Below are 23,740 nucleotides of genomic sequence, written 5' to 3'. Positions count from 1 at the left end.
CAAGCGCAGGACGATGACGTATGCCGTCGCAGCAGGGACCGCGGCCACGCTGCTCTTGGCTGGCTGCAACGGGGGCGACAAAGACCCCACGGCCACACCGACAGGGAAAATCTCAACCAGCGGTTCGCCAACTCCGACAGGCTCCGCCAGCCCTACGGCAACAGGACCTAGCTCATCTTCTGGGTCTTCGTCAGCGGGCACGAACCTGCCTTTGCCTCAGGCGGCGCGAGCGCACACCGAGAATGGTGCCGAAGAGTTCGCCAAGTACTACGCGTTGCTGGCTGATGCCGCCTACGTGTCTGGCGATACCGACCAACTCAACAAAGCCGGAACTGACGACTGCGTCGGCTGTATCGCCCTGGAAGAGGGAGTGAAGGATCAGAGCGCGGGCGGATCCAGGCAAGTGTCTCCAGCCGTCCAGGTGGAACGCGCCGTTGCCGCTGTTCCCCCAGAGCCGAACCCCGACCTCTATTACGTAGATGTGGCGATGGTCGTACGTGAGGTGGAGGTAAAGAACCCAACGGGAGAAGTCGTCTCAACGACCACGGCCGGAAAGCCGACTTGGCGGGTCACCGTGGGGTGGGCCGCCGCTGGTTGGATTGTGTCGGCGGTGGAAGCTCTGTGAACGCCGCAAGATTCGCTCGAGCGGCGACCATGGCCACGCTGCTCTCGATACCGTGCCAAGCGCTCGTCGCCCCAGCCAACGCCATCGATGTTGCGGCCGCCAGCTCCCACCCAGCTGAGACAAAGACCAAGCCGAAGAAATCCGGAAGTACGACCACCCTGTCCAATGCTGCGGCTATCGCCCGGGCCAAGCGGATCGCTGAGCAACGAAAGACGAAGAGCCCCAGCGGCACCGCGCCCAGCGCAGCGGCCCACGATGAGCCTGCAGCAGTGGCAGATTCAGATCCCTACGAGTACCGCGTCACCCTTGCCTGTGGAGTGCGCCGGGCATCCAACTCAGAATCTGAGGATGATCGTCGCTGTACCGATGCCCTGACTGCCTGTCTGCGCCGAACACCGCCATCCAACGAAGTCATGTATTACGTCTGGCGCATGCTTCCCGGACGGACTGGCTGGATCCTCATGGGTGATACCTGCGGCACCGCCAACCTGCCTGCCGCTGCGCCAGCTCCGCCGCCCGTCCCCACATTCGGTCAGATTCAGACTGCCTTCAGGGCGCTACCCTTCGCGCAGCCGACGGTGAACATCCAACCCGAAGGCGACGTCACGTTGGTCAACCTTCCGACGTACTTCGAGGCAATGTGGCCGACTGTTGGACTTGAGCCCGGAGAGATTAGCGAGAAGGTTCAGTTGCTGTCGTGGTCGATCGAGTTCAAGATCGCTCCCGGCACGTACAACTACGACTTCGGCGATGACACTCGCTCGGGAGCTACCAAAGACACTGGCGGACCGTATCCCGAGGGCAAGATCCGGCACACTTACACGCAGATGAACTCCGCTGCCCAGGTGAAGGTCGATGCCGAACTCACCGGCTGGTTCCGGGTGAACGGTGGGGTATGGGAGCCCATTGACACCGTCGCCGACCTCCAGAACGAGCCCGTCGTGACGCTTCAGGTCCGTGAAGCCAAGGCTCGCCTCTACAACAACTGACGGGGTTGCCGGACCAGTCAGTCGACCAGAACACCTGGGTTGAGGATTCTGGCTGGGTCCAGGACTCGCTTTGACGCTCGCAGCGTCTGAGCGAACAGCTCGGGTCGCTGCTGGTCGTACCAGGGGCGGTGGTCGCGTCCGATCGCGTGGTGGTGGGTGATTGTGCCCCCGTTCGCGATGAGGGCATCGGACACTGCTGCCTTGATCTCGTCCCACTGCTGAACGGTCTTGCCCCAGGTGCCGGCGGCGTACACACCGAAGTACGGTGCCGGTCCGTCCGGATAGACGTGCGAGAAGCGGCACGACACCACGCCCACCAGGCCGAGCTGACGCAGCGCATCCTCGGCAGCAGCCACGACGCCAGACCTCAACTGCTCGAACCCGGACCACGTGCACGCCGTCTCGAACGTCTCCACGATCATCGAGCGAGCTGCGAGCGCATCCCGCTGGTACGGCATACGCAAGAACGACGAACGCCACGTGTCACCGGCAGCGATCGGCGAGCCACCAACAGCGCCCGCCTCAGCATCGGTGTAGCGCAGCCCTTCTGGTGCATCACCACCAAAATCACGACACAGTTCCAGCGCCCGCGACATCCACGGCTCGACCGGGTGATCAGCCGACTCGAAGCCCAGTACCAACACCGTCGCCGGCACACCACCCGCGTTGAGGAAAGCCTCTACCGGATCGAGCAGTCGACAGTTCGACGGGAACAGCCCAGACTGCGCGATCGCCCGAGTCGCGGCGACACCGGCGTCATAGTCCGCGAACGAGACTGACGCCGCTGCCCGCCATCGCGGTCGCGCCTGCAATCGCAGCCACGCCTCGGTGATGACGCCGAGCGCCCCCTCCGAACCCAAGAACAGACGGTCCGATGACGGACCCGCGCCCGACCCCGGAAGCCGTCGAGACTCCGACACTCCCGCAGGTGTCACGACTCGCAACGACTCCGTGAGGTCGTCAATGTGCGTGTAGCCAGAGGCGAAGTGACCACCAGCCCGCGTCGCCAACCAGCCGCCGACAGTCGAGAACTCGAACGACTGCGGGAAGTGACGCAGCGTCAATTCCGTTGGCCTGAGCTGCTCTTCGAGGTCCGGACCGAAGACTCCGGCCTGCACCCGCGCAGCCCGGCTGATGTCGTCCACCTCCAACACTAGGTCCAGGTGACCAAGGTCGAGACTCACAACCCCCGGGTAGTCGCCACACCCTCGCGGCTCCACTCCGCCGACAACCGAGCTGCCGCCACCGAACGGCAGGACGGCCACGCCAGCATCGCTCGCCCACTCGAGCACCGCGACGACATCAGCCTCGCATCCCGGCCGCACCACGAGGTCCGGCACATCCGTGAGCTCACCACGAAGCGCCCGCACCACGTCCCGGAACGCCTGACCATGGCTGTGCGCCAACCGATCCACGGAGTCATCACTGGCCAAGCCAGCGAGCGCATCGGGCAGGGCCACCCGCGACGCAGCCACGGGCAGGTTCCGAGGATCCGGCGCCACGTGGTTGCTGAGATCAGCGCCCGGCAGCACGGCCGACACCCGCGCGGTGAGCGCTTCGTTCTCCCCCGCTGACAGCGCGTCCTCGACGTTGCCCCACCCCCACCACGACCGCGTCCGCGTCGTCACTGCGAGACCTTTCGAGCCGGAACGTCCGGCAGGTCGGCGACGCCGTCTTCGACGCCAACAGCCAGGTATGTCGCGTGGTCCCGCCACTGCGTCGCCTTGCCTTGGCGTTCGAGCCAGTTCCGTCCGCGGACTCCCCTGCCGGTCACTCGATAGCGCCACGTGTTCGTGGCAAGGCGGGCGGCATACGCCCACGGCGGTCGCATCGGCAGCCCGAGGTCTCGCATGCTGCGTGGACCCAGCAGCACAATGAGCATGGACAGAAGCCGTTCGTGCTCGTACTCACCACGCCACCGGTTGAGCCGTTCGCTGCGATGCCCGTAGTTCCGGGTGCGCTGCGTGGCCACGGTCGCGCGAGCCAGGTCGCGACCGGCCTGCGTCTGGTCCGGTGCCGAGACGAGGATGTGCAGATTGATGCGGTGCCGCACATTCTCATCGTCGGTCAGGAAGTCCGAGTCCACGCCCATGAGCCATCCGGCGAACTTCCACAGGTGCGTGACCGCGTGCGCGTCCGCGCGCGGGATCGGCACCCCGAGCGAGCGACACCCCACGAGCAGCGCTCCGTCGAAGAGGCCGAGCGTTCCGGCTTGGTCGGACTGGTTGATCGGCAGCCCGATGCGCTCGACGTCCCAACCGTCCTCGAAGTTCGCATTCACGAGAGCGTGCATCACTCGCACGTGCACGGTCTGCCGCCACCCCTCGGCGCCTGGCCGGAGAGCCCCCGGCTGCATCAGCCCGAGCACCCAGGACTGTGTCTCGGCGAGCCGACGCTGTGAGTTGTCGCCGGTGAGCGCGCCGGTCGCGGCGAGCAACTCGGTCGGCCCTCCAAAGCGGTAGCCGCCGATGAGTGACAGCTCGAGCAGGATGTCCCCTGAGTTGGGGCCCAGGCGGTCGAAGACCAGTGCTCCACGCTCGACGAGGTCCCAGTCGACCCACTCAGGCGTGGCGTTGACCGCGGCAAAGAACTCGACGAGTGCAGGTGGCGCATCCGTCACTGCTTCTGCACCGGAGGCCAGCGCGGTCCGCAGCTGAGCGTGCGTGACCTTCGCCGGGTCAGCCGCGGGAAGGCGCATCGCAGCGACGAGTCGAGCAGCGACCTCGTCGCGCTCCAGGAGTGCCGCACCGAGCCTGTTCATGAGCGCCTCGTCGACCGCGCCGAACTGGCGAGTCATGAGTCGCAAGGGCCTGGCCAGCCGGGCGCCTCGAGCCTCCGCTTCTCGATGTCGCGAGGGGAGGCCCGACGTGACCGGAACGGCAACGCTGCTCGTCATGTACTCAGTCTCTCGCCTTCGGCCTCGTTGCGTCGGCCAAGTCAGAGGGCGGTTTGCCGTGGTGGGGACATCCCGGTCACGTGAGACCAGCGCGGTCGGCGATGATGCCGACTCCCACCCTGTTCTGCGCCCCGAGCTTGTCCTGCGCCCGCGCAAGATGCGACTTCACGGTGGCTTCCCCGAGGAACAGCTCCTGCGCGATCTGGGCGGTCGTCATCTCCTCGGCGACGCAGCGCACAACGTCTCGCTCGCGCTCGGTCAACGTCGCGACCAACGCCTCAGCGGCGCGCCGCAGGTCGCGTGCCGGATCTGATTGCAGGTGTTCGACGACCTGCCGCGCACTGCGCGCCGACAGAGCGCCTTCGCCCGCAGCCACCGACTGCACCGCCGCGATGATGTCGAGCGGGCTCGCCGTCTTGAGCAAGAAGCCGGCCGCGCCGGCGTGCACGGCTCGCAGCATCACGTCGTCGTGGTCGAACGTCGTCAGCATGATGACCTTCGGCGGAGTCTCCAGCCCAAGGCCCGACAGTGAAGCGGTCGTCGTGATGCCGTCCTGCCGAGCCATACGCACGTCCATGAGGATGATGTCGGGTCGGTGACGGTGGATCGCCTCGACCACCTGGTCCCCGTCGTTGACGCTGCCAACCACGTTGAGGTCGTCGGCCGACCCGAGCATCGTCGCGAGGGCACCGCAGACCAGCGGGTCGTCGTCCACGAGCAGCACGCGCGTCATCGGGGTTCTCCTTCGCCGGGTGTCCAGGTCGAGCCAATCTCGGCGGCCCACACCCACGGCAGTCGCGCAGCAACACGGAATACCCGTCGGTCGTCGACGAAGCATCGGAAGTCTCCGCCGAGTGTCAAAACCCGATGGCGTATGCCGTCCAGTCCGCTTCCCGGGCGGAACTCCAGTGCCGCTTCAACCGGGAGGTGGTTGGCCACCTCGATCTCTACGCCGGACTCCGGCGCGGCCCTGACCAACACCCGCACCCCGATCCCGGGCGCGTGCCGGCGAGCGTTGGTGAGAAGCTCCTGGGTGATGCGGAAGGCGCTCCTGCTCGTGGTTTCATCGAGACGCCCAATTCCTTCGAGCTGCGCCGTGGACACGAGGTTCACCCCTGTTGCCACGGTCTCATCGATGAGCGCTGGCACGTCACGCAATGTCGGCACGGCAGCAGCCACGTCGGGGGAATCCGGCTGCCGCAGCATCGCGAGCAACGACCGCAAATCCGCCATCGACTGCTGCGCGTTCGCCCGCACAAGTGCCGCCGACTCGGCCACCTTCTGGTTCTCACCGGCAGTGACTTCGAGCGCCCCTGCGTGCAGCGAAAGGAGCGACAGCCGGTGTCCCAGAGCGTCATGCACTTCTTGGGCAATCCGCTCGCGGTCGGCCTGTCGTGAGACCTCGTCGCTGAGGTGGTCGACCTGGGCCTGCTGCTTCTCCACCACGATCTGCGCCTTCGCGAAGCGATCGCGATAGCGCAGGAGCATCGCCACCCCCACGGTCATCGCAACCAACAGGATCGTGAGCACGATGACAGCGGGCAGAGACAGCGGGTCGTGCACGCTCCCGATCTCCCCGCTCCTGAACATCTGCCAGAACGAGCTCGCCGAACTCGTACCTCTCGAGTCGCGCCATGTGGAGACGAAGGTGCTGGCGGTGACCAGCGCCCCGAGCGCCACCGACACTCTGTCGACGCGGCGCACAAGCAGTGACCCGAAGGCGATGAGAGCGGGCACCGGATCGAGCGGCACGACGAATGGGACGACCGCGGTTGCGAGGGCGATCTGCAGCGGGAACCGGCGCCGCCAGTTCAGGCTCACTGCGGCGAGTATCCCGATGAGCCACACGCCCATGGCCAGATCCGAGGCGGTCGGCATCGCCTGCCCGTGCTTGCGCACGTCCCAGGTGGAAATCGCGAGGACCGAGCTGACGAAGCAGAGGGGGAAGTAGACGAACCACATGCGCCACTTCGGCCGAGCCAGCCGGGATCGCCACAACGCCACCCCTGAAGGGCGGGGCGGGAGGGGGGTGGCTGTCATGTGCTCAAAGTAAAGCCCGGCACGGACAGGCACGTCCACCAAATGGCTGGACACGGCATACCGGATCTCCCCCAAACGGTCACGGAACGCGAGCCGCCCTGTGGCAGAGCGCAACCCGGCATACGCGATGAACTCGGCCCATCCAACCACTGGCCGGACAGCGGCCGCCCATGAAGGAGATCCACATGAACGAGAGCACGCATCCCGGCCCGATCGGCACCTGGCACTGGCTTTGCCCCGTGGGCCACTGAAGAACGGCGCGTATGCCGGGCGGCCGGCCGTGCAGGCCGGGCCCGGCTCCGCGTCAGCTCGCCGCGGCCTCGACTTCCCAGTTGATGATCTTGAGGTCGCGCGGGCTCGGGGCTCCAGTGCCCTGCTCGATGAGGTGCTTGAGGCTCACGAGGTAGGTCGCCCACTTGGTGCTGCAGTGGTGCATGAACAGGACCGGCTCGCGCCAGTCGCGATGGGCGAAGTTCACCGTCGTCCAGTCGCCCTCGTTGACCAGCGCCCAGTCGGTGGTCGTCCCGATCCATTCTTCGGGGCCGTCGACGACCTCCCAGAGGACGCGTTCGCCGGGGACGCTCTCGCGCACCAACATGTCGAATCCGGCTGCGGGGAAACGGAATTGGATCACTCCGCCGACGTCCGTCGAACCGGCCGTCTCCTCGGTCCACCACCCTCTGAGTCCGTCGATCGTGGCGAGGGCTTCGTAGACCTTGTCGGGAGTCGCTTGGACTCCCACCTGGTGCAGGATGTCAACCATTGTTCTGTCCCTTCTGTGTTGTCGTGCCTTGTGTGGTGTTGGCGCGCTCGATGGTTTCGGCGAGCCGGGTGATGCGCTGGAGTCGGGCGTCCCAGTCAGTGCTGATGGGGCGGCCACGGCCCGGCGTGCGACCGGGAGGCCCTCGCTGAGCCTCTGGCCCGGGGCTCACGCCGCCGCCACCGTGCCGGCGTGGGCAACCAGTCGCGGAAGGAAGGCGTCCCAGCCGTTCTCGTGGTCGCGGTAGGCCTGTTCGAGGACGGCGACCTCCCAACCCCTCTCGCGGAATCCGGTCTCGGTCAGCCGCAGGGTCGTGCCGGTGGCGGAGGGTTCGAGGTCAAAGGTCACGAGGAGCGAGTTGCCCTCCGTGGCCGCTTCTCCTGCGGAAGTGACCCAGCGGAACGAGAACCGGCGCGGCGGGTCCACCTCCACGACCGTGAAGGACTCGACCTGGGCACGGTCGCCCCAGACCAGCTCACCGACCGCGCCCGGCGCCAGGTCGTCGAGGCTGGCGTCGTCGGACCACCACTCGCGGATGTGCTCCGGCTGGCTCACCACCTCGAAGACCACCTCTGGCGATGCCTCGACGTGGACCGATCGCTCCAGCGTTCCAAACTCCATGACCTACCTCCTGATGTGCAACCTGATGTTGCGCATTAATCTAGACGCCTCCGGCCCGCAGCGCAACCCTTGGTTGCAGATGAGTTGTCCTTCTCCCCGACCCGCCACCTGACGCGAGGGTCCACCGAAGGGCTGGACACGGCATACCGGACCTCCCCCAAACGGCCGATGAAGGTGAGCCGCCCTGTGGCAGACCGCAACCCGGCATACGCGATGAACTCGGCTCATCACGCCAACCCGGCCGAACAGCGGCCGCCAGCCAAGGAGAACGACATGAGCGAACAGCCCACCCACACCCCGCAGCCGGGCCAGTGGCAGCCCACGAACCCGCCGGCCCCGCCGGTGAAGAAGAAGGGATGGGTCCTACGGCACCCGATCCTGGCCGTCGGCATCGGGCTCATCAGCATGTTCGGCTTCCAGGCCGCACTCAACGGCGGTGGTGACGACGCGACCACGGCGGCACCGACGACGACCTCCTCACCCGCCGCCGCTGCCGGTGCGACGACGCCTGCCAAGCCGGCCGTCGCTCCAGAGCCGAAGGTGGACCCGGACGACGTCGGCAACGAGGCGAACCCGGTGACGATCGTCGAGGGCAAGGCGTTCGACATCCGCAAGCTGGCGTACGCCGCCGGCTGGAAGGTCACCAGCAGCGACTTTGGCATGGAGCTGAAGAACCTCAAGGTGACGAACAACCGCGACGACCGCGATGGCCCCTTCGTCGAGATCAAGTTCATGAAGGGCAGCGAAGTGCTGGCGTCCATCGACTGCACGTCGGACCAGATCCTCCCCGGCCAGACCGCGACCCTGAACTGCTTCGGGACCGAGCCCAAGCCCAAGGGCTACGACCGGATCACCATCAACGACACGTTCTGAGCCGGGCTTCGCCCGATCAAGCGGCGGGTATGCCGTGTGGCTGGCTTGGGTGCTGCGTGCAGGGGCGCAGCCACCCAAGCGGCACGCGGGTCAGGGCTCGTCGAGGAGTGGACCGTCGAGCGGGGGCAAGCTGCGCGGGTCGTCCGAGGTGATGCGCTCGATGTAGATCATGACGTTGTCGTGCTTGCCATTCTTGAGGGTCCGAGCGACCCGCTCATCTTCCGAAGCCAACCGCTGAATGAAGGCCAGCATGTCGGGATCTGTCACTCCTCGCGCGGCCCATTCCGGATCGTCGGGCGCCCAGTAGTCAGTCTCGAAGGGCGTCGGACCCTCGCGATCCAACTCGAAATCGACCTCGCCGAGTTCAGCTTGGGTGCGATGTTCGGGGCCTGCTGCGGTGTGCCATTCCCAGCCCTCGAGGGATCCGAGTGTGGTGGTGAGGATCGAGCTGATCGTGTCCAGCGGCAAACCTTCGGCCCAGATGGTGAAGAGCATCCGATTGCCGCCTTCGGTCCATCCGTCCGTCCCCTTCGTCCACGAGTCGGCGATGGCTTGGACCTTGGCGTCGTCGGATTCCGGGTATTCGACCACCGTCATGACGCGATCGCAGGGCGACACCACGTTCACCACCTGAAGTCCTCCCCACCCATCGATCTCAGCCCTGACGACGTCGCCTGATGCGAGGGGCACCATGAACGACGTGTTCATGAGCCGATACGTGCCTCCACCGTCATGTGCCTCGACCGGTTCGGCCCACATCGTCTCCGCCGCCGGTAGGTCGGCCCCTTCCTTGAACTTCAACCGGACCTTGACGAGCTCTTGCTCCTCCATGACGCCCCTTCCCGAAAGTCGTTCCACCGCATCCTGCCTGAGCGCGCCGACAGCGTGACCCGGTGCCAGGGCCTTCCTCACGACTTCCCCAGGCCCCACATCCGGCCTCGTAGTCCGTGGTTACTACCACCAGGCTGCCGTTACGCCTGACCGCGTCGACCACGATGGCCCCTTCGTCCAAGGTCAAGTTCATGAAGGGCAGCGAAGTCCTCGCGACGATCGACTGCTCGTCGGACCAGATACTCCCCGGCCAGACCGCGACCCTGAACGGCTTGGGGACCGAGCCGAAGCCCAAGGGCTACGACCGGATCACCATCAACGACACGTTCGGATCCGGGCTTCGCCCGATCAAGCGACGGGTATGCCGTGTGGCTGGCTTGGGTGGTTGCGTGCAGGGCGTAGCCACTCAGCCCGCTCTGCGCCTCGGTGTCAGTGTCACTCGCGAACTCCCCGCTGGGGCGCCGGATGCTGGCGATGCTCGACCCGGCGGCTCGACCCGGCAAGTTCGCGCACCGAGATCAGTGGCGCCCCCACATCGCGTAACCCCGCCAGCACCCCGTGCAGTTGTGACTGGTCCGCGAGCTCGCCCGTCAACGTCGAAGTGCCGTCACCGTCGTGCCGCAGGGCGAGCCCACCGAGGACGGCAGACCAATGCGCGTCGAGGTGCCCCTCGACGCGGAACTCGTAGGTCGTGGCCGCGCCCACACCACCGCGCCCAGCTCGCTCCCCTGACCCCGTCGCCCCTCGCCCCTCGGACCTGAGCTCAGGCACCGACGCACGCCGGATGACCCATTCGGCCACGGCCAGGTTGATGACCCACGCCGCACCGCGAGACGCATCGAGGGCCAGTGGACTGTCCCCCAACAGGGCACTCCCGATGCCTTCGGTAAACGCCTGCGTCCCGGCCGCGAGCGCAATGGCATAGGCGCGCGTCATCCACGCCCGGTGCCTTGCGACGTCCCCATGTCGGATCGCGGCCACGCCCAACCCCAGGCAGGCGATCATCGCCGAGCCGAACCCGATCCGCAGGACGAAGAGCAGCAGCCCGGAGTCCGGCTGTGGCGGGAAGAACAGCGTCAGCCACAGCGCCGACAGCGCCACCCCGAGCCCCGCGACGACGAGCACCCGACCCGAGCGTCGGTGCCATCCGGGGTGCCGAAGACGGAAACCGACGGCGAACTGCATCGAGCCGAGGACGGCATACACGGCGGCAGAGACGATGTGCATCGCGACCGCCCACGGCGACGCGGTGAACCGGGTGTCGCTCGGGATGAGGCCTGGCCCTCCGGCGAGCTCCACAAGCCTGGCGGTGCCCGCGAGCAGAGGGATGAGGGCGAGCGCGACGAGGGCCAGAGGGGCGCGCCATCCGCTGCGGGCACGCCCCTCTGGCCGCCTCACTGAGGCAGTGCTCATCTCGCCGCAACCAGGTGTGCCGGGTCTGCGGCTTCGTCGGCCCGCTCACCGCCGCGTGCGCTCTGGTCGCGGAACAGGGAGACGCCAAGTCCGATGAGTGCAATCCCGGTCGGCACGGCGAACGGACGGTTGTAGGAGTCGGGCAGCACGGCCAGCGCGATGGTGGCGGTGTTGCCGATCGCCAGCAGCGCAGCCGCCCACTTCGCCAGCACCCCGGCCCGGTAGGTGGTGAGTCCGAAGACGAGTCCGCCGAGGATGTAGAACACCCCGATCGCGTTGAGCCACGGGCCCATCGCTCCAATGTCGCCCACAGCCTTCCCACCGAAGGCGACGTTGACGACGTCGATGGCGTAGTCCGGTGAGGTCGTCGCGATGGAGGGCAGCACGAATGCCGCAATGGCCGTGGTCGCGAACAACATGAAGTAGCCGATCGTGAGGGTGAGGTAGCCGACCAGCCCCCACACACCGACGCGGCTGCGCTGGCGCAGATAGACACCGGTGATGCCAGCCAGCGCGAGAGCCGACATGACGGTCTTGGCGGTGTTCCGGACGAACCAGTCGGTCGTGTTCAGGCTGGCAAGGTCCATCGGCGGGTGTTTGATCTGCACGGCGACGAAGATCGCGCCGGCGACAGCGAGAGCGATGCCCGCGGCTTGGCCGAGGCGAGTGGTGGGGATGATCATGGTGGGTTCCTTTGCGTTCGAGTGCGCCTGTGCCCCAACGGTTTTCGGGGTCAGGTCGAACGTAGGAACTGCAGGGGTGTGCCCGCATCACCACATGATGTGATTGAGGTGGTGATTGCCGGTCAGAGCAGCCCGAGCTCCTGCCCGCGCTCGACCGCGGTCCGTCGAGTCGTGACGTCGAGCTTGGTGAAGATGTGCTTGGTGTGGGTGCGCAGCGTGTTCACGGAGACGAACAATTCGCGGGCGATCTCCGGTCCGCTGAGTGCCGTGGCGAGGAGCCGGAGCACGTCGAGCTCTCGCCCGCTCAGAGCGTCGCTCGCCGTGGGCGCCCCGGCAGTTCCTGCGGTCGCGTATGCCGTCCGCCCCCGTGCCGCTTCCCGCAGACGTGCGATGTCGGTCAGGGTGGCGTCGCGACCTCCGCGGGTGGCGTCGGGTTCGAGGGCGTCGAGTCGGCGCAGGGCCTCGGCCATGTGGGTCGGGTTGCCGTCGGACTCGTGCTCGGCCAGAAGCAGTCGGACAAGGGTGAGCTGGGCGTACTCGTCGAGATGGCCGGGATGCTCCACCTCGGCCACTGCGACGTCTCGCGCCCAGGCCCGGGCGTCGTCGAGGCGACCCTGCTCGAGGTGCAGCCGGGCCCGGGCGGCGGGGATGGGCCGCACATCGGGGTAGTAGCCGGGCAGGCGCAGCTCCTCGGCCCGGTCCAGGAGGTCGACGGCTGCATCGAGCTCGCCGTGCGCCCGGTGCACATCGGAGGAGACGGCGCACCAGCGGAAGCGGTTCTCGGGCAGGGATGCTGACTCCCCAAGGGACGTTGCCGTTGTGAGGTGTTCGGCTGCGGCATCGAGCTCACCCTGCTCGACCAGCACGGAGGCGAGCCCGACGTGGAGGTCGCCGAGGGTCGCAAGGGCCGCGCCCCGGCCCTGACCAGCGGTGTCGAGTGCCCGCTCGAAGAGCCGTCGCGCCTCGTCCGGCCTCCCCCGTGCCTGCCACATCGAGCCGAGGCCGACGGTGCCACCCAGGGCGTCGGACACGTCGCCGGCCGCTGCCAGGCTCTGCAGAGCCTGGGAGAACGTCGTGACGGCTTCGGCGAGGTCGCCGCGAGCCCACGCTCCAAGGCCGAGGAAGCCGAGGGCCCCACCCCTGGCCATGTGGTCCTCGGGCCCGGTGAGGTCCAGTGCGGTGCGGGCGTGACGGGTCGTCGCGGCGGCGTCCCCTCGAGCCTGGGCGGCCGACGCCCGATAGATCGCGATGGTCGCGGGAAGGGTGCGGAGTTCCTCGAGCGTGGCGACCGAGGCACCCGGTTCCGGGGTAGGCGGATGGGTCACCATCGCGCGCTCGGCGTCCTCGAGCCACGCCTCGACTCCATCGGGGTCACCCGCGATGAGGCGGGTCCAGGCCCGGCAGATGGAGAGCAACGCACTGTCACGAATCACGTTGTCCGGCAAGGCTGCTGACCACTGCCGCAGGAGTACATCGCGTCGCTCTCGCCTCACGTCGGGCAACGCTTGCTCGACGAGGTAGGCCGCGTGGCCGGGATCGTTGCCGGCCAGAGCGTGACGCACGGCGTCCTCGGAACGGGAGCGGGCGGCATACCAGTCGCTTGCAGAACGGTGGAGGGCTGGGACGCGAGCCGGGTCCTGTGCGGCGAGGCGAGCGCGAAGGGCGTCGGCGAAGAGGTGGTGGTAGCGATACCACTGTCGTTGGTCGTCGAGGGGGACGACGAAGAGGTTGTCGCGCTCGAGTGACTCCAGCACCGCGGCCGAGTCGTCGCGGCCGGTGACGGCGTCGCAGAGGTCTCCGGTGAGCTCGTCCAGGACGGAGGTGTCGAGGAGGAAGCGGCGGACGGCTTCGGGTTGGTGGCCGAGGACCTCCTCGACGAGGTAGTCAAGGACGAACCGGTGGGTGCCGGCGAAGTCCGCGACGAACCGGACGGTGTCGCTCGTCCCGCGCAGCGAGAGGCCGGCGAGTTGGAGGCCTGCGGGCCAGCCCTCGGTCCGGGTGGCGAGCGCGGTGGCCTGGTCGTCGGTGAGGTCGAGCTGCATGGCATCGGCGAGGAACGCGGTGGCTTCGTCAGGCGTGAACCGCAGTTCGGCCGCGCGGATCTCGACGAGCTCCCGGCGGGCACGGAGCCTGGGCAGTGGGAGGTTCGGGTCAGCGCGCGTGGCGATGGCGAGGGTGGCGTGCCGCGGGACGTGCTCGAGGAGGAAGGCCACCGATCGCTGGACGTCCGGGTCGGTGATGACGTGGTAGTCATCCAGTGCGATGACCGTGTCGGCGGGGTGGGTGTCGAGGTCGTTGACGATGCTCGTGAGCACAAGGTCGGTGAGGGCATGTCCCGGTGGGCCGTGGTTCGCACTGGCGAGGAGGTCAGTCGCCTCGGTGAAGCCTCCGATCACGCTGATGGCGGCGAGGAGGTGTTCGAGAAACCGGCGCGGGTCGTTGTCGCCCTCGTCGAGGGACAGCCAGGCGACAGCTGTTCCTGTGGTTGTCGAACCGAGCCACTGGGTGAGCAGCGTGGTCTTGCCGAAGCCGGCAGGGGCGGCGACGAGCACGAGGCGCGGGTGTTGCGGCCGGCCGAGGAGGTCGGTGAGGCGCGGCCGATGGACCAGGTCTCGACGTGGGACCGGCCGATGGATCTTCGTGCCCAGCACCACCACCTGTTGAGCATAGGAGCGCGCAGGGCCGCGTGGCCGTGTTCGGGAGAAGCGGCCGCACAGCCGGGGCCATCCTTCGGGCCTCCTCGTCTGTGGACCTCAGTGATTCGGTGGACACGACGATGTACGTGTCCAGCCTCGCAAGAACCACCTTCTTGCCCATCACGATCGGTTGAACAGCGGCACCGCCTCACCTCGAGGGCAAGGCGTTTGACGTGCGCAAGCTGGTTTACGCCCTCCGGCTGGAGGATCACGAGCAGCGACTTCGGCATGGAGCTGAAGAACCTCAAGGTGACGAACTACCGCGACGACCGCGACGACCGCGACGACCCCTTCGGCCAGGTCAAGTTCATGAACGGCAACGAAGTCCTCGCGACGATCGACTGCTCGTCGGACCAGTCCTTCCCGGCCAGATGGCAACCCCCTGAACTGCTTCGGGACCGAGCCGAAGCCCAAGGGCTACGACCGGATCGCCATCAACGACACATTCTGATCCGGGCTTCACCCGTTCAATCGGCGGGTATGCCGTGTGGCTGGCTTGGCTGGCTGCGTGCAGGAGCGCAGCCGCCCATGCGGCACGTCTGTCAGGCCAGTGAGGAACGGTGACTGTCAGTGGTCACCGACACAATGAATCTCGACCGGCTCGGCGTCGCCTCCGGTTGCCATCTCTCCCAATGCTTTTCACACAGGAGGCCGACATGACCAACCCCGACTACACGCACCTGACCCTTGTGGTCGACAGGTCCGGAAGCATGGCGGAGGACCGTGAGGAATCGCAGGCAGGCATCAACACATTCATCGGCGAGCAGTTCGCACTCGATGGCAAGTTCACGGTGACTCTGTCGCAGTTCGACAACGCCTTCGAGACGGTCGAGCGGATGCGGGACAGCGCTTTCACCTACGAGCTCGAGCCCCGTGGCATGACCGCACTCCTCGACGCGGTGGGAATGGAGATCGTCCGCACGGGCGACGACCTCGCGGAACTGCCGGAGGCCGAACGGCCGGGCCGCGTCTTGCTCGTTGTCGTAACCGACGGGCACGAGAACTCGTCACACGAGTACACGCTCGCCCAGGTGCGCGACCTCCTTGCAGTGCAGAAGAGCCAGTTCGGCTGGGAGGTTCAGTTCCTCGGTGCGGACGACGCCGTGTGGCAAGGCTCGGAACTCGGTGTGAAGACGACGCGGTTCTCCAACAACGCGGCCGGCAAGACCGCGGTGTACCAGGCAATGTCAACGTCGCTCATGACCTATCGAGTCGGAGCGCCGGACGCCGACTTCACGATGCCCGAAGAGGTCGGCACCAACTGATTGAACCGCGCTCGCGTGCCTCGTGACGCCGTTCAAGATTCGGCCTGCATTCCCTTCTCCGTGCCCCGACTGCGCGGCGTTCGCTTGGGCGCCTCGCTGGACGCAGGATCAGCCCGTTGTCTCTTCGGCTTGGGAGCTGTCGCTCCGAACGGCTTGCCCAGCCCGACTTCGACGAAGTAACCGCGAGCCTTCAGTCGGTTCGCGAGCTTACGCTCGTGTTTCATGGCCTCTTTCTCAATCACCCAAGGGCCGGCATGGTTGGGTTCGGACACGGCCAAGTCCATCCGTAGCTGCAGATTGGTTGCTCTCCGCCTCCTCCCCACCTTGAAGATCGCAGCAGCGGTGCGACCACCAGCTCGATGGGTCTCCAGCCGCTGTTCTGGCGTCCGTGCCGTGTAGCCGACGTACACGGTTCCCCTGCCCTTGGCGGCAATCCAGTCAGCATCGAACTCGATCGCGTAAACCCAGAACTCTTGCACCCTAAGCACCGGTCGATGCTCAGAATGCATGGTCAGGCTCCAGCACTACTGGGCTGCGCACGACCTCTTCGCATGACGTGCTCCTTGTCACTGAGACGACCTCGAGGATGATCGAGGTCCCCGGGCACTCAAGAACTCGTCATGTCGTGACTGCCAGAACGCGGGGGCTGCGGGATGGATCAGGGCATGCCACCTTGCGCCAGGCGCAACTCCCGCGAGTGGGCGTGGTTGCCCATACGTTTCAGCGTTGAGGACGCCGGAGCGGCCCGACGCACCGTTGAGGGCCGCAAGCACGCGCGCTGCTGCGTTGCCCAGCGTGATGATGGCTTGCGGCTGTGCGGCGTCGATTTGGGCTCTAATCCGTTCGGCATGCTGGTCGAGCGCTTCATGGACAATCTCGTTCTCGCTCGGGTGAGCCAGCAGACTTGCTTTTGGTGCACTGGTGGCCACCGCGAACGGCGCGTATGCGTCTGCGAGCCGCTTCGCGACGCCCACGCTTGCTCGTGACAGCGGGAGACAGTCGGTGATGAAGGCGTCCGCTCGACTGAAGCTCACTGGCGCCAGCCAACGCTCTGCGAGCTTGGCACCCGACGACCCGTTGAGACGCGACGGAGTGACTTGGCCCCACGAGTCATTGAAGTACGTCGTGGCCCATCTCTCGAAGAGTTCCGCTGGGTCCGGAGCCTCTCCATCCCAAAAGACTGCTGGCTCGTTGTCGACAGGGATCGCGGGCACCGGCCTCCATGGCTCCGGCGGAACCCAGCGCACGTGGAATGCACTCGGGTATGCGCCAAGGACAAACACAGGCTTGGGCGTCGCGGGGATCGCGAGACCACGCGGGCGCACCGGAGCTCCGAATGGAAAAACTCCCTGAGCCGCCCCTGGCATGCCTGCCCTTCCAACGCAGTTGACATCATCCGTATCCTCCTCAGTTGGCTCATCCCAATATGGAAAATCGCGAAACAAGCTCAATAGGGGCGGCAGGACGACCCCAGTCTGGCGGTGGCTCAAATTCGTGTGGCAGGTCGACCAGTTGATCCGTCACGGCGCAATGCCAAGGCGCTTCGCGACCTCGGCGCCACCCATCTCGCGGATCAGGTCTGGGTCACCGACAACGACCAACTTGTCCGTCGCCCGCGACAGCCCGACGTACAGCCGCTCCCGCCCACGCTCGATCACGGACTTGTCGTTGACGCACAACACGACCACCCGCCGCTCGAGTCCCTTGCATCCGAGCACGTGCCCATAGAACACAGAGTCCTTGTCCCAGAACGTGTCCCAGTAGCCGTCCTGCCCCAGCAGGTCCTGCAGGTTCGTCTGCTCCTCGTGCCGCGTACCGGTCGTCAGCAGGCAGATGTCCTCTGGCCGCCAGCCTTCATCGAGCAACCGATCGATCTGATCGCTCGCCACGTCCAGCGCGTCCTCGCGCGAGCTCGCGATGAACTCGGCTTCGGGACCGTCGCCACCGCGCGCATACATCCGCATCGGCGTCAGCGAACTGAAGGTCTCGGCGATCTGCTTCGTATTGCGCAGGTTGTGGTCGAGGATCAGCGGCACGAGCGGCAGCGGTGGCCGACCGAACCGGGCGAACACCCGCTGGTTCTCATCCGAATACACATACAGGCCGCTCTGCTCCTCATCCCTCATGGCGCGCACGATCGGCGTCCACCACAGGTCGGCGAAGTCCTGCGCCTCGTCGACGACGAACGCGTCGAACCGCTTCTCCGGTGGAAGTTCGTCGACCAGTTCCGACATGCGCTGCGGCAGCCCGGTCTCCCAGAACTCCCGGTCATCCCGCCCGCCAAAGTCCGACACCCCCAGGTATGCCGCGAACTCCTGGAAGGTGCCCACGAACGCCGGCGTGTGCTTGCGATCCGCAGACGCCAGCAGCCGCTTGAACCAGGCCGCCAACCCGATCGAATAGCAGAGCAGCGCAACGCGCTGTGGCCGTTCACCCTGCCGTCCGTGAGCGAGGTCCTTCGCCTGGGTCACCGCGAGGACCGTCTTCCCACTGCCCGCTCCCCCACGCACGTCCACTCGGTGGATGAGTCGGGTCACCTTGAGGACCGTCGACTGCTCGACGGTCAGTCGGTCGGCGCGCGCCTCTCGCTCGTCGGCCTCCGCGAGGAGGCTGCGTTGCGGCAGACCGCGCCCCTGGAGGATCTCGACGATGAGGTCACAGTCGTCCTCGCTGGGTGCACGCTGGCCGCTCTCCTGCCTCTTCGGGATGTCCCCCAACCGCTCAGCGAGAACGGCCTGGTCCCCGCGATCGTGGATCATCCAGCGCGGACAGTCCGGCGTCGCGAAGTCCTCCCCGAGCGCGGTGAAGTGCACGACGACCGCGTGACCGAACCGCACCCGCGTGCGGCTCGAGTTCCGCCACCGCGGATCCAGCTCGACGTACTTCCTCAGCGCGTACTTCGTCCCCCGCACCTGATCGACCGGATGCACGACGCGCGGCCGGCCACCGCTGGCGATCCGCCACTCCCCCGTCACCGGATCGACCGCGACGCTTCCACCCTTGACCTCGACCACCACGATGCCGACATTGGGCATCAACACGATGAGGTCCGCCTCATGGTCCTTCGCCTCGTCCGTGAGCCGAACGTTGGCGAGCACCGTCCAGTCAGGGTCCCCCTGCTTGAGGACGGTCTCCCACACCTGCCGTTCCGACTCAGTCGCGAAAGAGGGAAATTCCGGTATGCCGCGCGCAGTCACCTTCGCATCGTGGCAGGCGTTACCGACAGGCACAGGCAGACCGGGCAAAAGTGGCTGAATGACCGTCGCCGGGCCAGAGCCCATGCGACGCTCGGGCCATGACGATCCTCAAGGTTGGTGGGGCCGAGATCGAGGTCGATGAGGCCAAGGCGCTCGTGGCTGAGTACGTCAGCAAGAGCGGCGGGTGGGCGTACCCGGCATACGACGCGTACGAGGGTTCGGGCGGGACGACCGTGGGTGACGCCGACCTGCTGGCTCCGCTGCTCCTGAACGTCCGGAACCTGAGCCTGGATGCGTACTACGCCATGCAGGCGCTCCTACCCGAGATCAACAGCCAGTTGTCCGAGCTCGCAGGCATGACGTTGCTGGAGGCCGATGACGAAACCTTGAGCAAGCTGGCGGATCTGCTCGCGTTGCATGAGACCCGCCAGATTCCGGGCGTACTCCTCACGACCTTCTCCAAAGTGCTGCACCGCATGGCACCGGAGCTGATCCCGCTCTACGACGACCACATTCGCCGGTGCTACATGGAGCTGGGGCAACCCGTGATCCCAACGGCCAAGAAGGGCACACGCAACTGGACGGAGTTCACGATTCTCTGGCTCCGCGCGGTTCAGGCGGACCTCCGCGTCCACCACGATGAGTGGCGTGAGCTGGCTGGGCTGGCCGAGCACCCCACCATCACTCCTCTTCGCGCTCTGGACATGATCGGATGGCGCCTCGGTCGACCTGGGGGCATGGACGGTCAAGCCGTCTCCGACACCGAGGTGTGACCAGTGGACCTGTCACTCCCGAGTCCTAGTCTCAGCGGGACGATAAGGGAGGGTCATGAAACTGACACCACAGCAGGAGGACCGTGGGGCCGGGGTGCTGCTCGGTCAGGCGATTGGGGACGCACTCGGCGTGCCGTACGAGTTCAGCACTCCTCCGATCGGGGAGCCCGAGATGCTTGGCGGTGGGCTGGGCAACTACGCGCCCGGCGAGTGGAGCGACGACACGCAAATGGCGGCGTGCATCGCACGCGTCTCTGGGTGGGGCGCCGACCTCACCAGCACCACCGCGCTCGACGAGATCGCAGCTGGCTTCGAGGAGTGGTATGCCGCTGGGCCGGGTGACGTGGGCAACCAGACTCGCGCGGTGCTGACCGCTGCAAGAGGGCTGACCGGCTCACCGTCCGAGCGGCTCCATGCAGCCAGCCGGGCCCACGCGTCGTCGACGAGCCACTCCGCGGGGAACGGCGCCCTCATGCGCACCGGCATCGTCGGCCTGACCCGGATCGACGACCCGGGGGCTACATCAGCGGCTGCCCGATCCGTCGCTGAGCTCACGCACCCCGACCCGCTCGCGGTCGACTCGTGCGTCCTCTGGTCGGAGGCCGTGCGCATTGCCGTCCTCGAGGGTCGCTTCGACCTCGGCCAGGGGCTGCACCTCTTGGAAGCTGACCGACAGGAACAATGGGCCGGATGGATCGAGGCGGCCGCGGGCGCAAACCCAAGTCGGTTCTCCCCCAACGGATTCACCGTGGCCGCACTCCAGTGCGCCTGGGCTGCGACCACCTCGACGGACGACGGTTCCGGTTCGCCGCTCCACGTGCAGCGGGCGCTGAGCGCAGCCATCCAGGCCGGCAACGACACAGACACCGTTGCAGCGATTGCCGGTGCCCTCCTCGGTGCTCGCTATGGGGCCTCCGGTCTCCCCGCGCGATGGCGCCGGCGTGTGCACGGCTGGCCCGGACTCCGGAGTTCCGACCTCGTGGGAGTTGCCGTGACGACAGCCAGAGGCTGCGTGGACAACGATGCGTGGCCCGCGATCCCGCACATGGAGTACCGAGATGCCGGGGCCTGGACCCCCATGGCGGTCCCCCACCCCTACGACGACGGTGTCCTTCTTGGTACTTGGCGCGACTTCCGACGTGCCGAGGAACTGGGTGTCGACGCCGTCGTGAGCCTCTGTCGCGTTGGCATTCGGGACGTCCCTGCTCCGGGCATCGCGCCCGAGGATCACATCACTGTGTGGCTCGTCGACAGCGACGACCCAACAGCCAACGCCTACCTCGACTTCGTCCTCGACGACACGGCTGACGCCATCGAGGCACTGCGAGCCGAGGGCGAGCGAGTCCTGGTCCACTGCGCCGCCGCGGAGCAGCGCACGCCGTCAGTTGCCGTTCGGTATTCCGCGCGCCGGGGAGTCAACCGCGAGGATGCAGTGCAGGCAATAGCAACGATGCCCTCCACACGTGGCAGCGGACTCCTCTGGGAGGTGGCGTCGAGTGCCTGAAGGGCGACAATCCACCGCCGCGCTGCTGACTCGCCGGTCACGGCTCTTTCTCGCCGACCGGGCCTCTGCGTGTCGGCGAAGCCATCCAGCGCGAACAGTCCAGCGTCGCGAAGTTCTCCCCGAGCTCATGAACGGCACGACAACCGCATGACTGAACCGCACGCGCGTGCGAATCGAGTTTCGCCACCGCGGGTCGAGCTCGACATACTTCCTCAGTGCGTACTTCGTCCCCCGCACCTGATCGACCGGATGCACGACGCGCGGCCGGCCACCGCTCGCAATCCGCCACTCCCCCGTCACCGGATCGACCGCCACGCTTCCACCCTTGACCTCGACCACCACGATGCCGGCATCGGGCATCAGCACGATGAGGTCCGTCTCATGGTCCTTCGCCTCGTCCGTGAGCCGAACGTTGGCGAGCGCCGTCCAGTCAGGCTCACCCTGCTTGAGAACGGTCTCCCACATGGAGACTCCGTCGGTGCCGTCGCAGGGCACTTCTGGGCGCCAACCACGGCGCGTCACAACTCCCGCTCGACCTCATCAGTCGGCACGAACTCGCGTGGGTGCTCGACACACTTGCGCGTGACTCGGTTCGCGAACTCACGGACTCCCCAGGTGGCAGTGAGTATTCACCGCGCCGCGACCGTCATTGGTGGTCGCGGTACCCCGGTTGGTAGGAGTGGCGTTCCCGCCTCACACACCGCCGAGCCTGTTGAGAGCGGCAACCAACGGTTCCCACATCGCGGAATCACGCGCCTTCGCTTCACTGAGGAGGCCCCGGGCCCGGTCCGCCAGATCCTTGTCGGCCTGGTCGTTGAACAGGCCAGAGAACCGATCGTCCAGAAGCCAAGGTGCGTCGCCACTCGCATGTGCTCCGGCGCGGTCAAGGAGAAGTTCGAGCGCACGAGGCGGAGTCTCAGTACCAAAGTCCTGCAAGTGAACCCAGTCCAGCTGACCAGCCCAGAGCCGCGCACGCAGTCTCCCCACACCGTCGGTCGCATCGAGTTGTGTCCCAAACGGCTCCTCAACACCGGGCCGGTACTTCTCTCTGTACTCCTGCACCTCGTGGGCCAGCCGCAACACGTTGTCGTCTGTCAGCGAGGTCCCCACGACGAGCAGATGCTTGGTCAGGAGCACCGATTGGAGCAACGACGCGGACGGTCGATTCGCGGCATCGAAGCGAACCATGTGACGCCGAGTCAGGACGATGCTCTCCGGCTTGCTGACGTCACCGTGGAGTTTGAGCACCCAGCGCTGGGCTCCGACAGCCGACTGCCAGGGCAGCACGCTCTTCATCTCGCGGCCTGATGCTTCAACGGCTTGCTCATAGAAGGTGTCGTAGTTCGTGGTCACTGCGTTCCGAACGCCCAAACCGGCGAGAAGGCCATGGACCAGCGCAGGCCTTTCGGCCGTCCCAACGATATCGGCAACTCGGGATTGGAAGCCCTCAACGTCATATGACTGGATGAGTTCGGCCTGATCCGTGGCACCCAGCGCCGCAAACGCCTCCGTGTCGGCCCCTTCCACGCCCACGGCCAATCGGCGGATGAGCTCCGTCCAGGACGGCAACCCTGCTGCCATGCTCGCGCCAGCTCCGATGAACAACGCGAGCTCGTCCCTCGTCGCACGGTCTCCGATCGCTCTTGCCAGCTGCTCCATCCGTGGAGGCAGGGCCGATGTTCCGCGACGCACAAACTGGGCGGCAGCGTAGACCGAGGGTTCGGGCGTGACCAGAACAATGTCGATTTCATGCGACAGGGCGAGGCTCTCCAAGTGCTCCACCAAAAGCTTCAGCACACGCCCCGGCTCGTGATGATGCCCTCCCCTGCCGACTCCGAGGACGGGAAGTGCGAGCAAAGGGCGTTGCCGTCCGCCGATCGGTTTCCGAATCTGCTCGCAGACGTCGTCGACAGCACACGTGACGCGCTGCAGCACCTTTGCGTAGTTACCGTCTCCGACCTGGACAAGCCAGTAGGAGCCGTCCTCGACTCGTCCCCATCCCTGTGCCCACGTCGCGGGTGCCGAGGGCCAGGTCTCTCCGAGGAGGGGGCCCCAGATCCGGTTGAACGACAGGAACTCATCCACCGGAACGATGGCCGCGTCGTGCGTCAAGTCTTCGATCCTGCCGTGGACCATGAAGAGATGCCCACCCTCGAGGGGGGAATCGGGCCCAACGAGTGGGTCGTTCAAACTAGCGACGGGCTTGGGGGCTGATGGACTTGGTATGTCGCGCACGCTCACCCTCGCATCGTGGCAGCGACGAAGCCCCAACCGGACCTCAATGCCCTTATCCACCCGATCTCATAGAACTGAGTCACAGTCAGAACCGTCTTCCCACTGCCCGCTCCCCCACGCACTTCCACCCGGTGGATGAGTCGGGTCACCTTGAGGATCGTCGACTGCTCGACCATCAGTCGATCGGCGCGCGCCTCTCGCTCGTCGGCTTCCGCGAGCAGGCTGCGTTGCGGAAGCCGGCGCCCCTGGAGGATCTCGACGATGAGATCACAGTCGTCCGCGCTGGGCGCCCGCTGGCCGCCCTCCTGCCTCTTCGGTATGTCCCCCAATCGTTCAGCG

The 23,740-nt window shown here is 66.6% G+C and carries 22 protein-coding genes and 1 pseudogene; 7 read left to right on the top strand and 16 right to left on the bottom strand.

From position 1 onward, the window contains the following. The first annotated feature begins 211 nt into the window (after nt 1-211). Complete coding sequence (locus JNB_RS00375; RefSeq protein WP_040883397.1) at nt 212-625, top strand: DUF6318 family protein; 414 nt, start codon at nt 212-214, stop codon at nt 623-625. Nucleotides 626-654: 29 nt separating this feature from the next. After that, nucleotides 655-1,614, top strand: coding sequence for a hypothetical protein (locus tag JNB_RS21205; protein WP_148232255.1), 960 nt, complete (start codon nt 655-657; stop codon nt 1,612-1,614). A 17-nt stretch (nt 1,615-1,631) separates the two neighbouring features. Here JNB_RS21205 and JNB_RS00365 read toward each other — a convergent pair whose 3' ends face one another. The 6 genes from JNB_RS00365 to JNB_RS00340 form a co-directional block, all read right to left on the bottom strand. Then, entirely contained in the window at nt 1,632-3,242 is a 1,611-nt protein-coding gene (locus tag JNB_RS00365; protein WP_009774390.1) for an FAD-binding oxidoreductase, read from the bottom strand. Further along, nucleotides 3,239-4,510, bottom strand: a complete 1,272-nt coding sequence (locus tag JNB_RS00360) for an oxygenase MpaB family protein (protein WP_040883393.1) — start codon at nt 4,508-4,510, stop codon at nt 3,239-3,241. Before JNB_RS00360 ends, JNB_RS00365 begins: the two co-directional genes overlap by 4 nt. A gap of 76 nt (nt 4,511-4,586) precedes the next feature. Beyond that, on the bottom strand, nt 4,587-5,243 hold the full coding sequence (locus JNB_RS00355) for a response regulator transcription factor (protein WP_009774388.1): 657 nt from the start codon (nt 5,241-5,243) through the stop codon (nt 4,587-4,589). After that, nucleotides 5,240-6,550, bottom strand: coding sequence for a sensor histidine kinase (locus JNB_RS20175; protein ID WP_148232254.1), 1,311 nt, complete (start codon nt 6,548-6,550; stop codon nt 5,240-5,242). The genes JNB_RS00355 and JNB_RS20175 overlap by 4 nt, the downstream gene beginning before the upstream one ends. A gap of 304 nt (nt 6,551-6,854) precedes the next feature. Beyond that, nucleotides 6,855-7,313, bottom strand: a complete 459-nt coding sequence (locus JNB_RS00345) for an SRPBCC domain-containing protein (protein ID WP_009774386.1) — start codon at nt 7,311-7,313, stop codon at nt 6,855-6,857. 165 nt (nt 7,314-7,478) lie between these two features. Beyond that, the gene (locus tag JNB_RS00340; RefSeq protein WP_009774385.1) at nt 7,479-7,931 is read right to left on the bottom strand and encodes an SRPBCC family protein; all 453 of its coding nucleotides are present in this window, start codon (nt 7,929-7,931) and stop codon (nt 7,479-7,481) included. 186 nt (nt 7,932-8,117) lie between these two features. Here JNB_RS00340 and JNB_RS00335 point away from each other — a divergent pair, with 186 nt between their 5' ends. Continuing rightward, complete coding sequence (locus tag JNB_RS00335; protein ID WP_040883391.1) at nt 8,118-8,804, top strand: hypothetical protein; 687 nt, start codon at nt 8,118-8,120, stop codon at nt 8,802-8,804. 90 nt (nt 8,805-8,894) lie between these two features. Here JNB_RS00335 and JNB_RS00330 read toward each other — a convergent pair whose 3' ends face one another. The 4 genes from JNB_RS00330 to JNB_RS00315 form a co-directional block, all read right to left on the bottom strand. Then, nucleotides 8,895-9,512, bottom strand: a complete 618-nt coding sequence (locus JNB_RS00330; RefSeq protein ID WP_148232253.1) for a hypothetical protein — start codon at nt 9,510-9,512, stop codon at nt 8,895-8,897. 558 nt (nt 9,513-10,070) lie between these two features. Beyond that, the gene (locus JNB_RS00325; RefSeq protein WP_009774382.1) at nt 10,071-11,048 is read right to left on the bottom strand and encodes a DUF2306 domain-containing protein; all 978 of its coding nucleotides are present in this window, start codon (nt 11,046-11,048) and stop codon (nt 10,071-10,073) included. Further along, complete coding sequence (locus tag JNB_RS00320) at nt 11,045-11,731, bottom strand: hypothetical protein (protein WP_009774381.1); 687 nt, start codon at nt 11,729-11,731, stop codon at nt 11,045-11,047. Before JNB_RS00320 ends, JNB_RS00325 begins: the two co-directional genes overlap by 4 nt. A 122-nt stretch (nt 11,732-11,853) precedes the next feature. Further along, nucleotides 11,854-14,388, bottom strand: a complete 2,535-nt coding sequence (locus JNB_RS00315) for a LuxR C-terminal-related transcriptional regulator (protein WP_009774380.1) — start codon at nt 14,386-14,388, stop codon at nt 11,854-11,856. A 267-nt stretch (nt 14,389-14,655) separates the two neighbouring features. Here JNB_RS00315 and JNB_RS00310 point away from each other — a divergent pair, with 267 nt between their 5' ends. Together JNB_RS00310 and JNB_RS00305 are read left to right on the top strand one after the other, a co-directional pair. Further along, complete coding sequence (locus tag JNB_RS00310) at nt 14,656-14,991, top strand: hypothetical protein (protein ID WP_009774378.1); 336 nt, start codon at nt 14,656-14,658, stop codon at nt 14,989-14,991. Between the two features lie 92 nt (nt 14,992-15,083). Next, entirely contained in the window at nt 15,084-15,692 is a 609-nt protein-coding gene (locus JNB_RS00305) for a vWA domain-containing protein (protein ID WP_050766552.1), read from the top strand. Nucleotides 15,693-15,724: 32 nt separating this feature from the next. Here JNB_RS00305 and JNB_RS00300 read toward each other — a convergent pair whose 3' ends face one another. The 3 genes from JNB_RS00300 to JNB_RS00295 all read right to left on the bottom strand — a co-directional run bounded on the left by JNB_RS00300 (nt 15,725) and on the right by JNB_RS00295 (nt 18,889). After that, nucleotides 15,725-16,201, bottom strand: coding sequence for a GIY-YIG nuclease family protein (locus tag JNB_RS00300; RefSeq protein WP_148232252.1), 477 nt, complete (start codon nt 16,199-16,201; stop codon nt 15,725-15,727). Nucleotides 16,202-16,258: 57 nt separating this feature from the next. After that, the gene (locus JNB_RS22260) at nt 16,259-17,059 is read right to left on the bottom strand and encodes a uracil-DNA glycosylase family protein (RefSeq protein WP_148232251.1); all 801 of its coding nucleotides are present in this window, start codon (nt 17,057-17,059) and stop codon (nt 16,259-16,261) included. 153 nt (nt 17,060-17,212) lie between these two features. After that, complete coding sequence (locus JNB_RS00295; RefSeq protein ID WP_040883389.1) at nt 17,213-18,889, bottom strand: nuclease-related domain-containing DEAD/DEAH box helicase; 1,677 nt, start codon at nt 18,887-18,889, stop codon at nt 17,213-17,215. A gap of 98 nt (nt 18,890-18,987) precedes the next feature. On the opposite strand from JNB_RS00295, the gene JNB_RS00290 reads away from it, so the two are divergent. Both JNB_RS00290 and JNB_RS00285 read left to right on the top strand, forming a co-directional pair. Further along, nucleotides 18,988-19,662, top strand: coding sequence for a DUF6308 family protein (locus tag JNB_RS00290; protein WP_009774374.1), 675 nt, complete (start codon nt 18,988-18,990; stop codon nt 19,660-19,662). A 55-nt stretch (nt 19,663-19,717) separates the two neighbouring features. Next, nucleotides 19,718-21,166 carry an ADP-ribosylglycohydrolase family protein gene (locus JNB_RS00285; RefSeq protein WP_009774373.1) on the top strand — a complete coding sequence of 483 codons (1,449 nt, stop codon included), beginning with the start codon at nt 19,718-19,720 and terminating at the stop codon, nt 21,164-21,166. 237 nt (nt 21,167-21,403) lie between these two features. Here JNB_RS00285 and JNB_RS21795 read toward each other — a convergent pair. From JNB_RS21795 to JNB_RS00275, 3 genes and pseudogenes are all read right to left on the bottom strand, one after another. Beyond that, a pseudogene (locus JNB_RS21795) lies at nt 21,404-21,631 on the bottom strand (nuclease-related domain-containing protein); the annotation flags it as partial. A gap of 228 nt (nt 21,632-21,859) precedes the next feature. After that, nucleotides 21,860-23,278, bottom strand: coding sequence for an SIR2 family protein (locus JNB_RS00280; RefSeq protein WP_158306104.1), 1,419 nt, complete (start codon nt 23,276-23,278; stop codon nt 21,860-21,862). Between the two features lie 125 nt (nt 23,279-23,403). Beyond that, a complete protein-coding gene (locus tag JNB_RS00275) occupies nt 23,404-23,730 on the bottom strand; it encodes a hypothetical protein (protein WP_009774371.1) in 327 nt (108 codons plus the stop codon). Nucleotides 23,731-23,740: the final 10 nt, after the last annotated feature.

The organism is Janibacter sp. HTCC2649 (assembly GCF_000152705.1).
Lineage (GTDB): Bacteria > Actinomycetota > Actinomycetes > Actinomycetales > Dermatophilaceae > Knoellia.
This window is presented reverse-complemented; position numbering and strand designations above follow the sequence as displayed.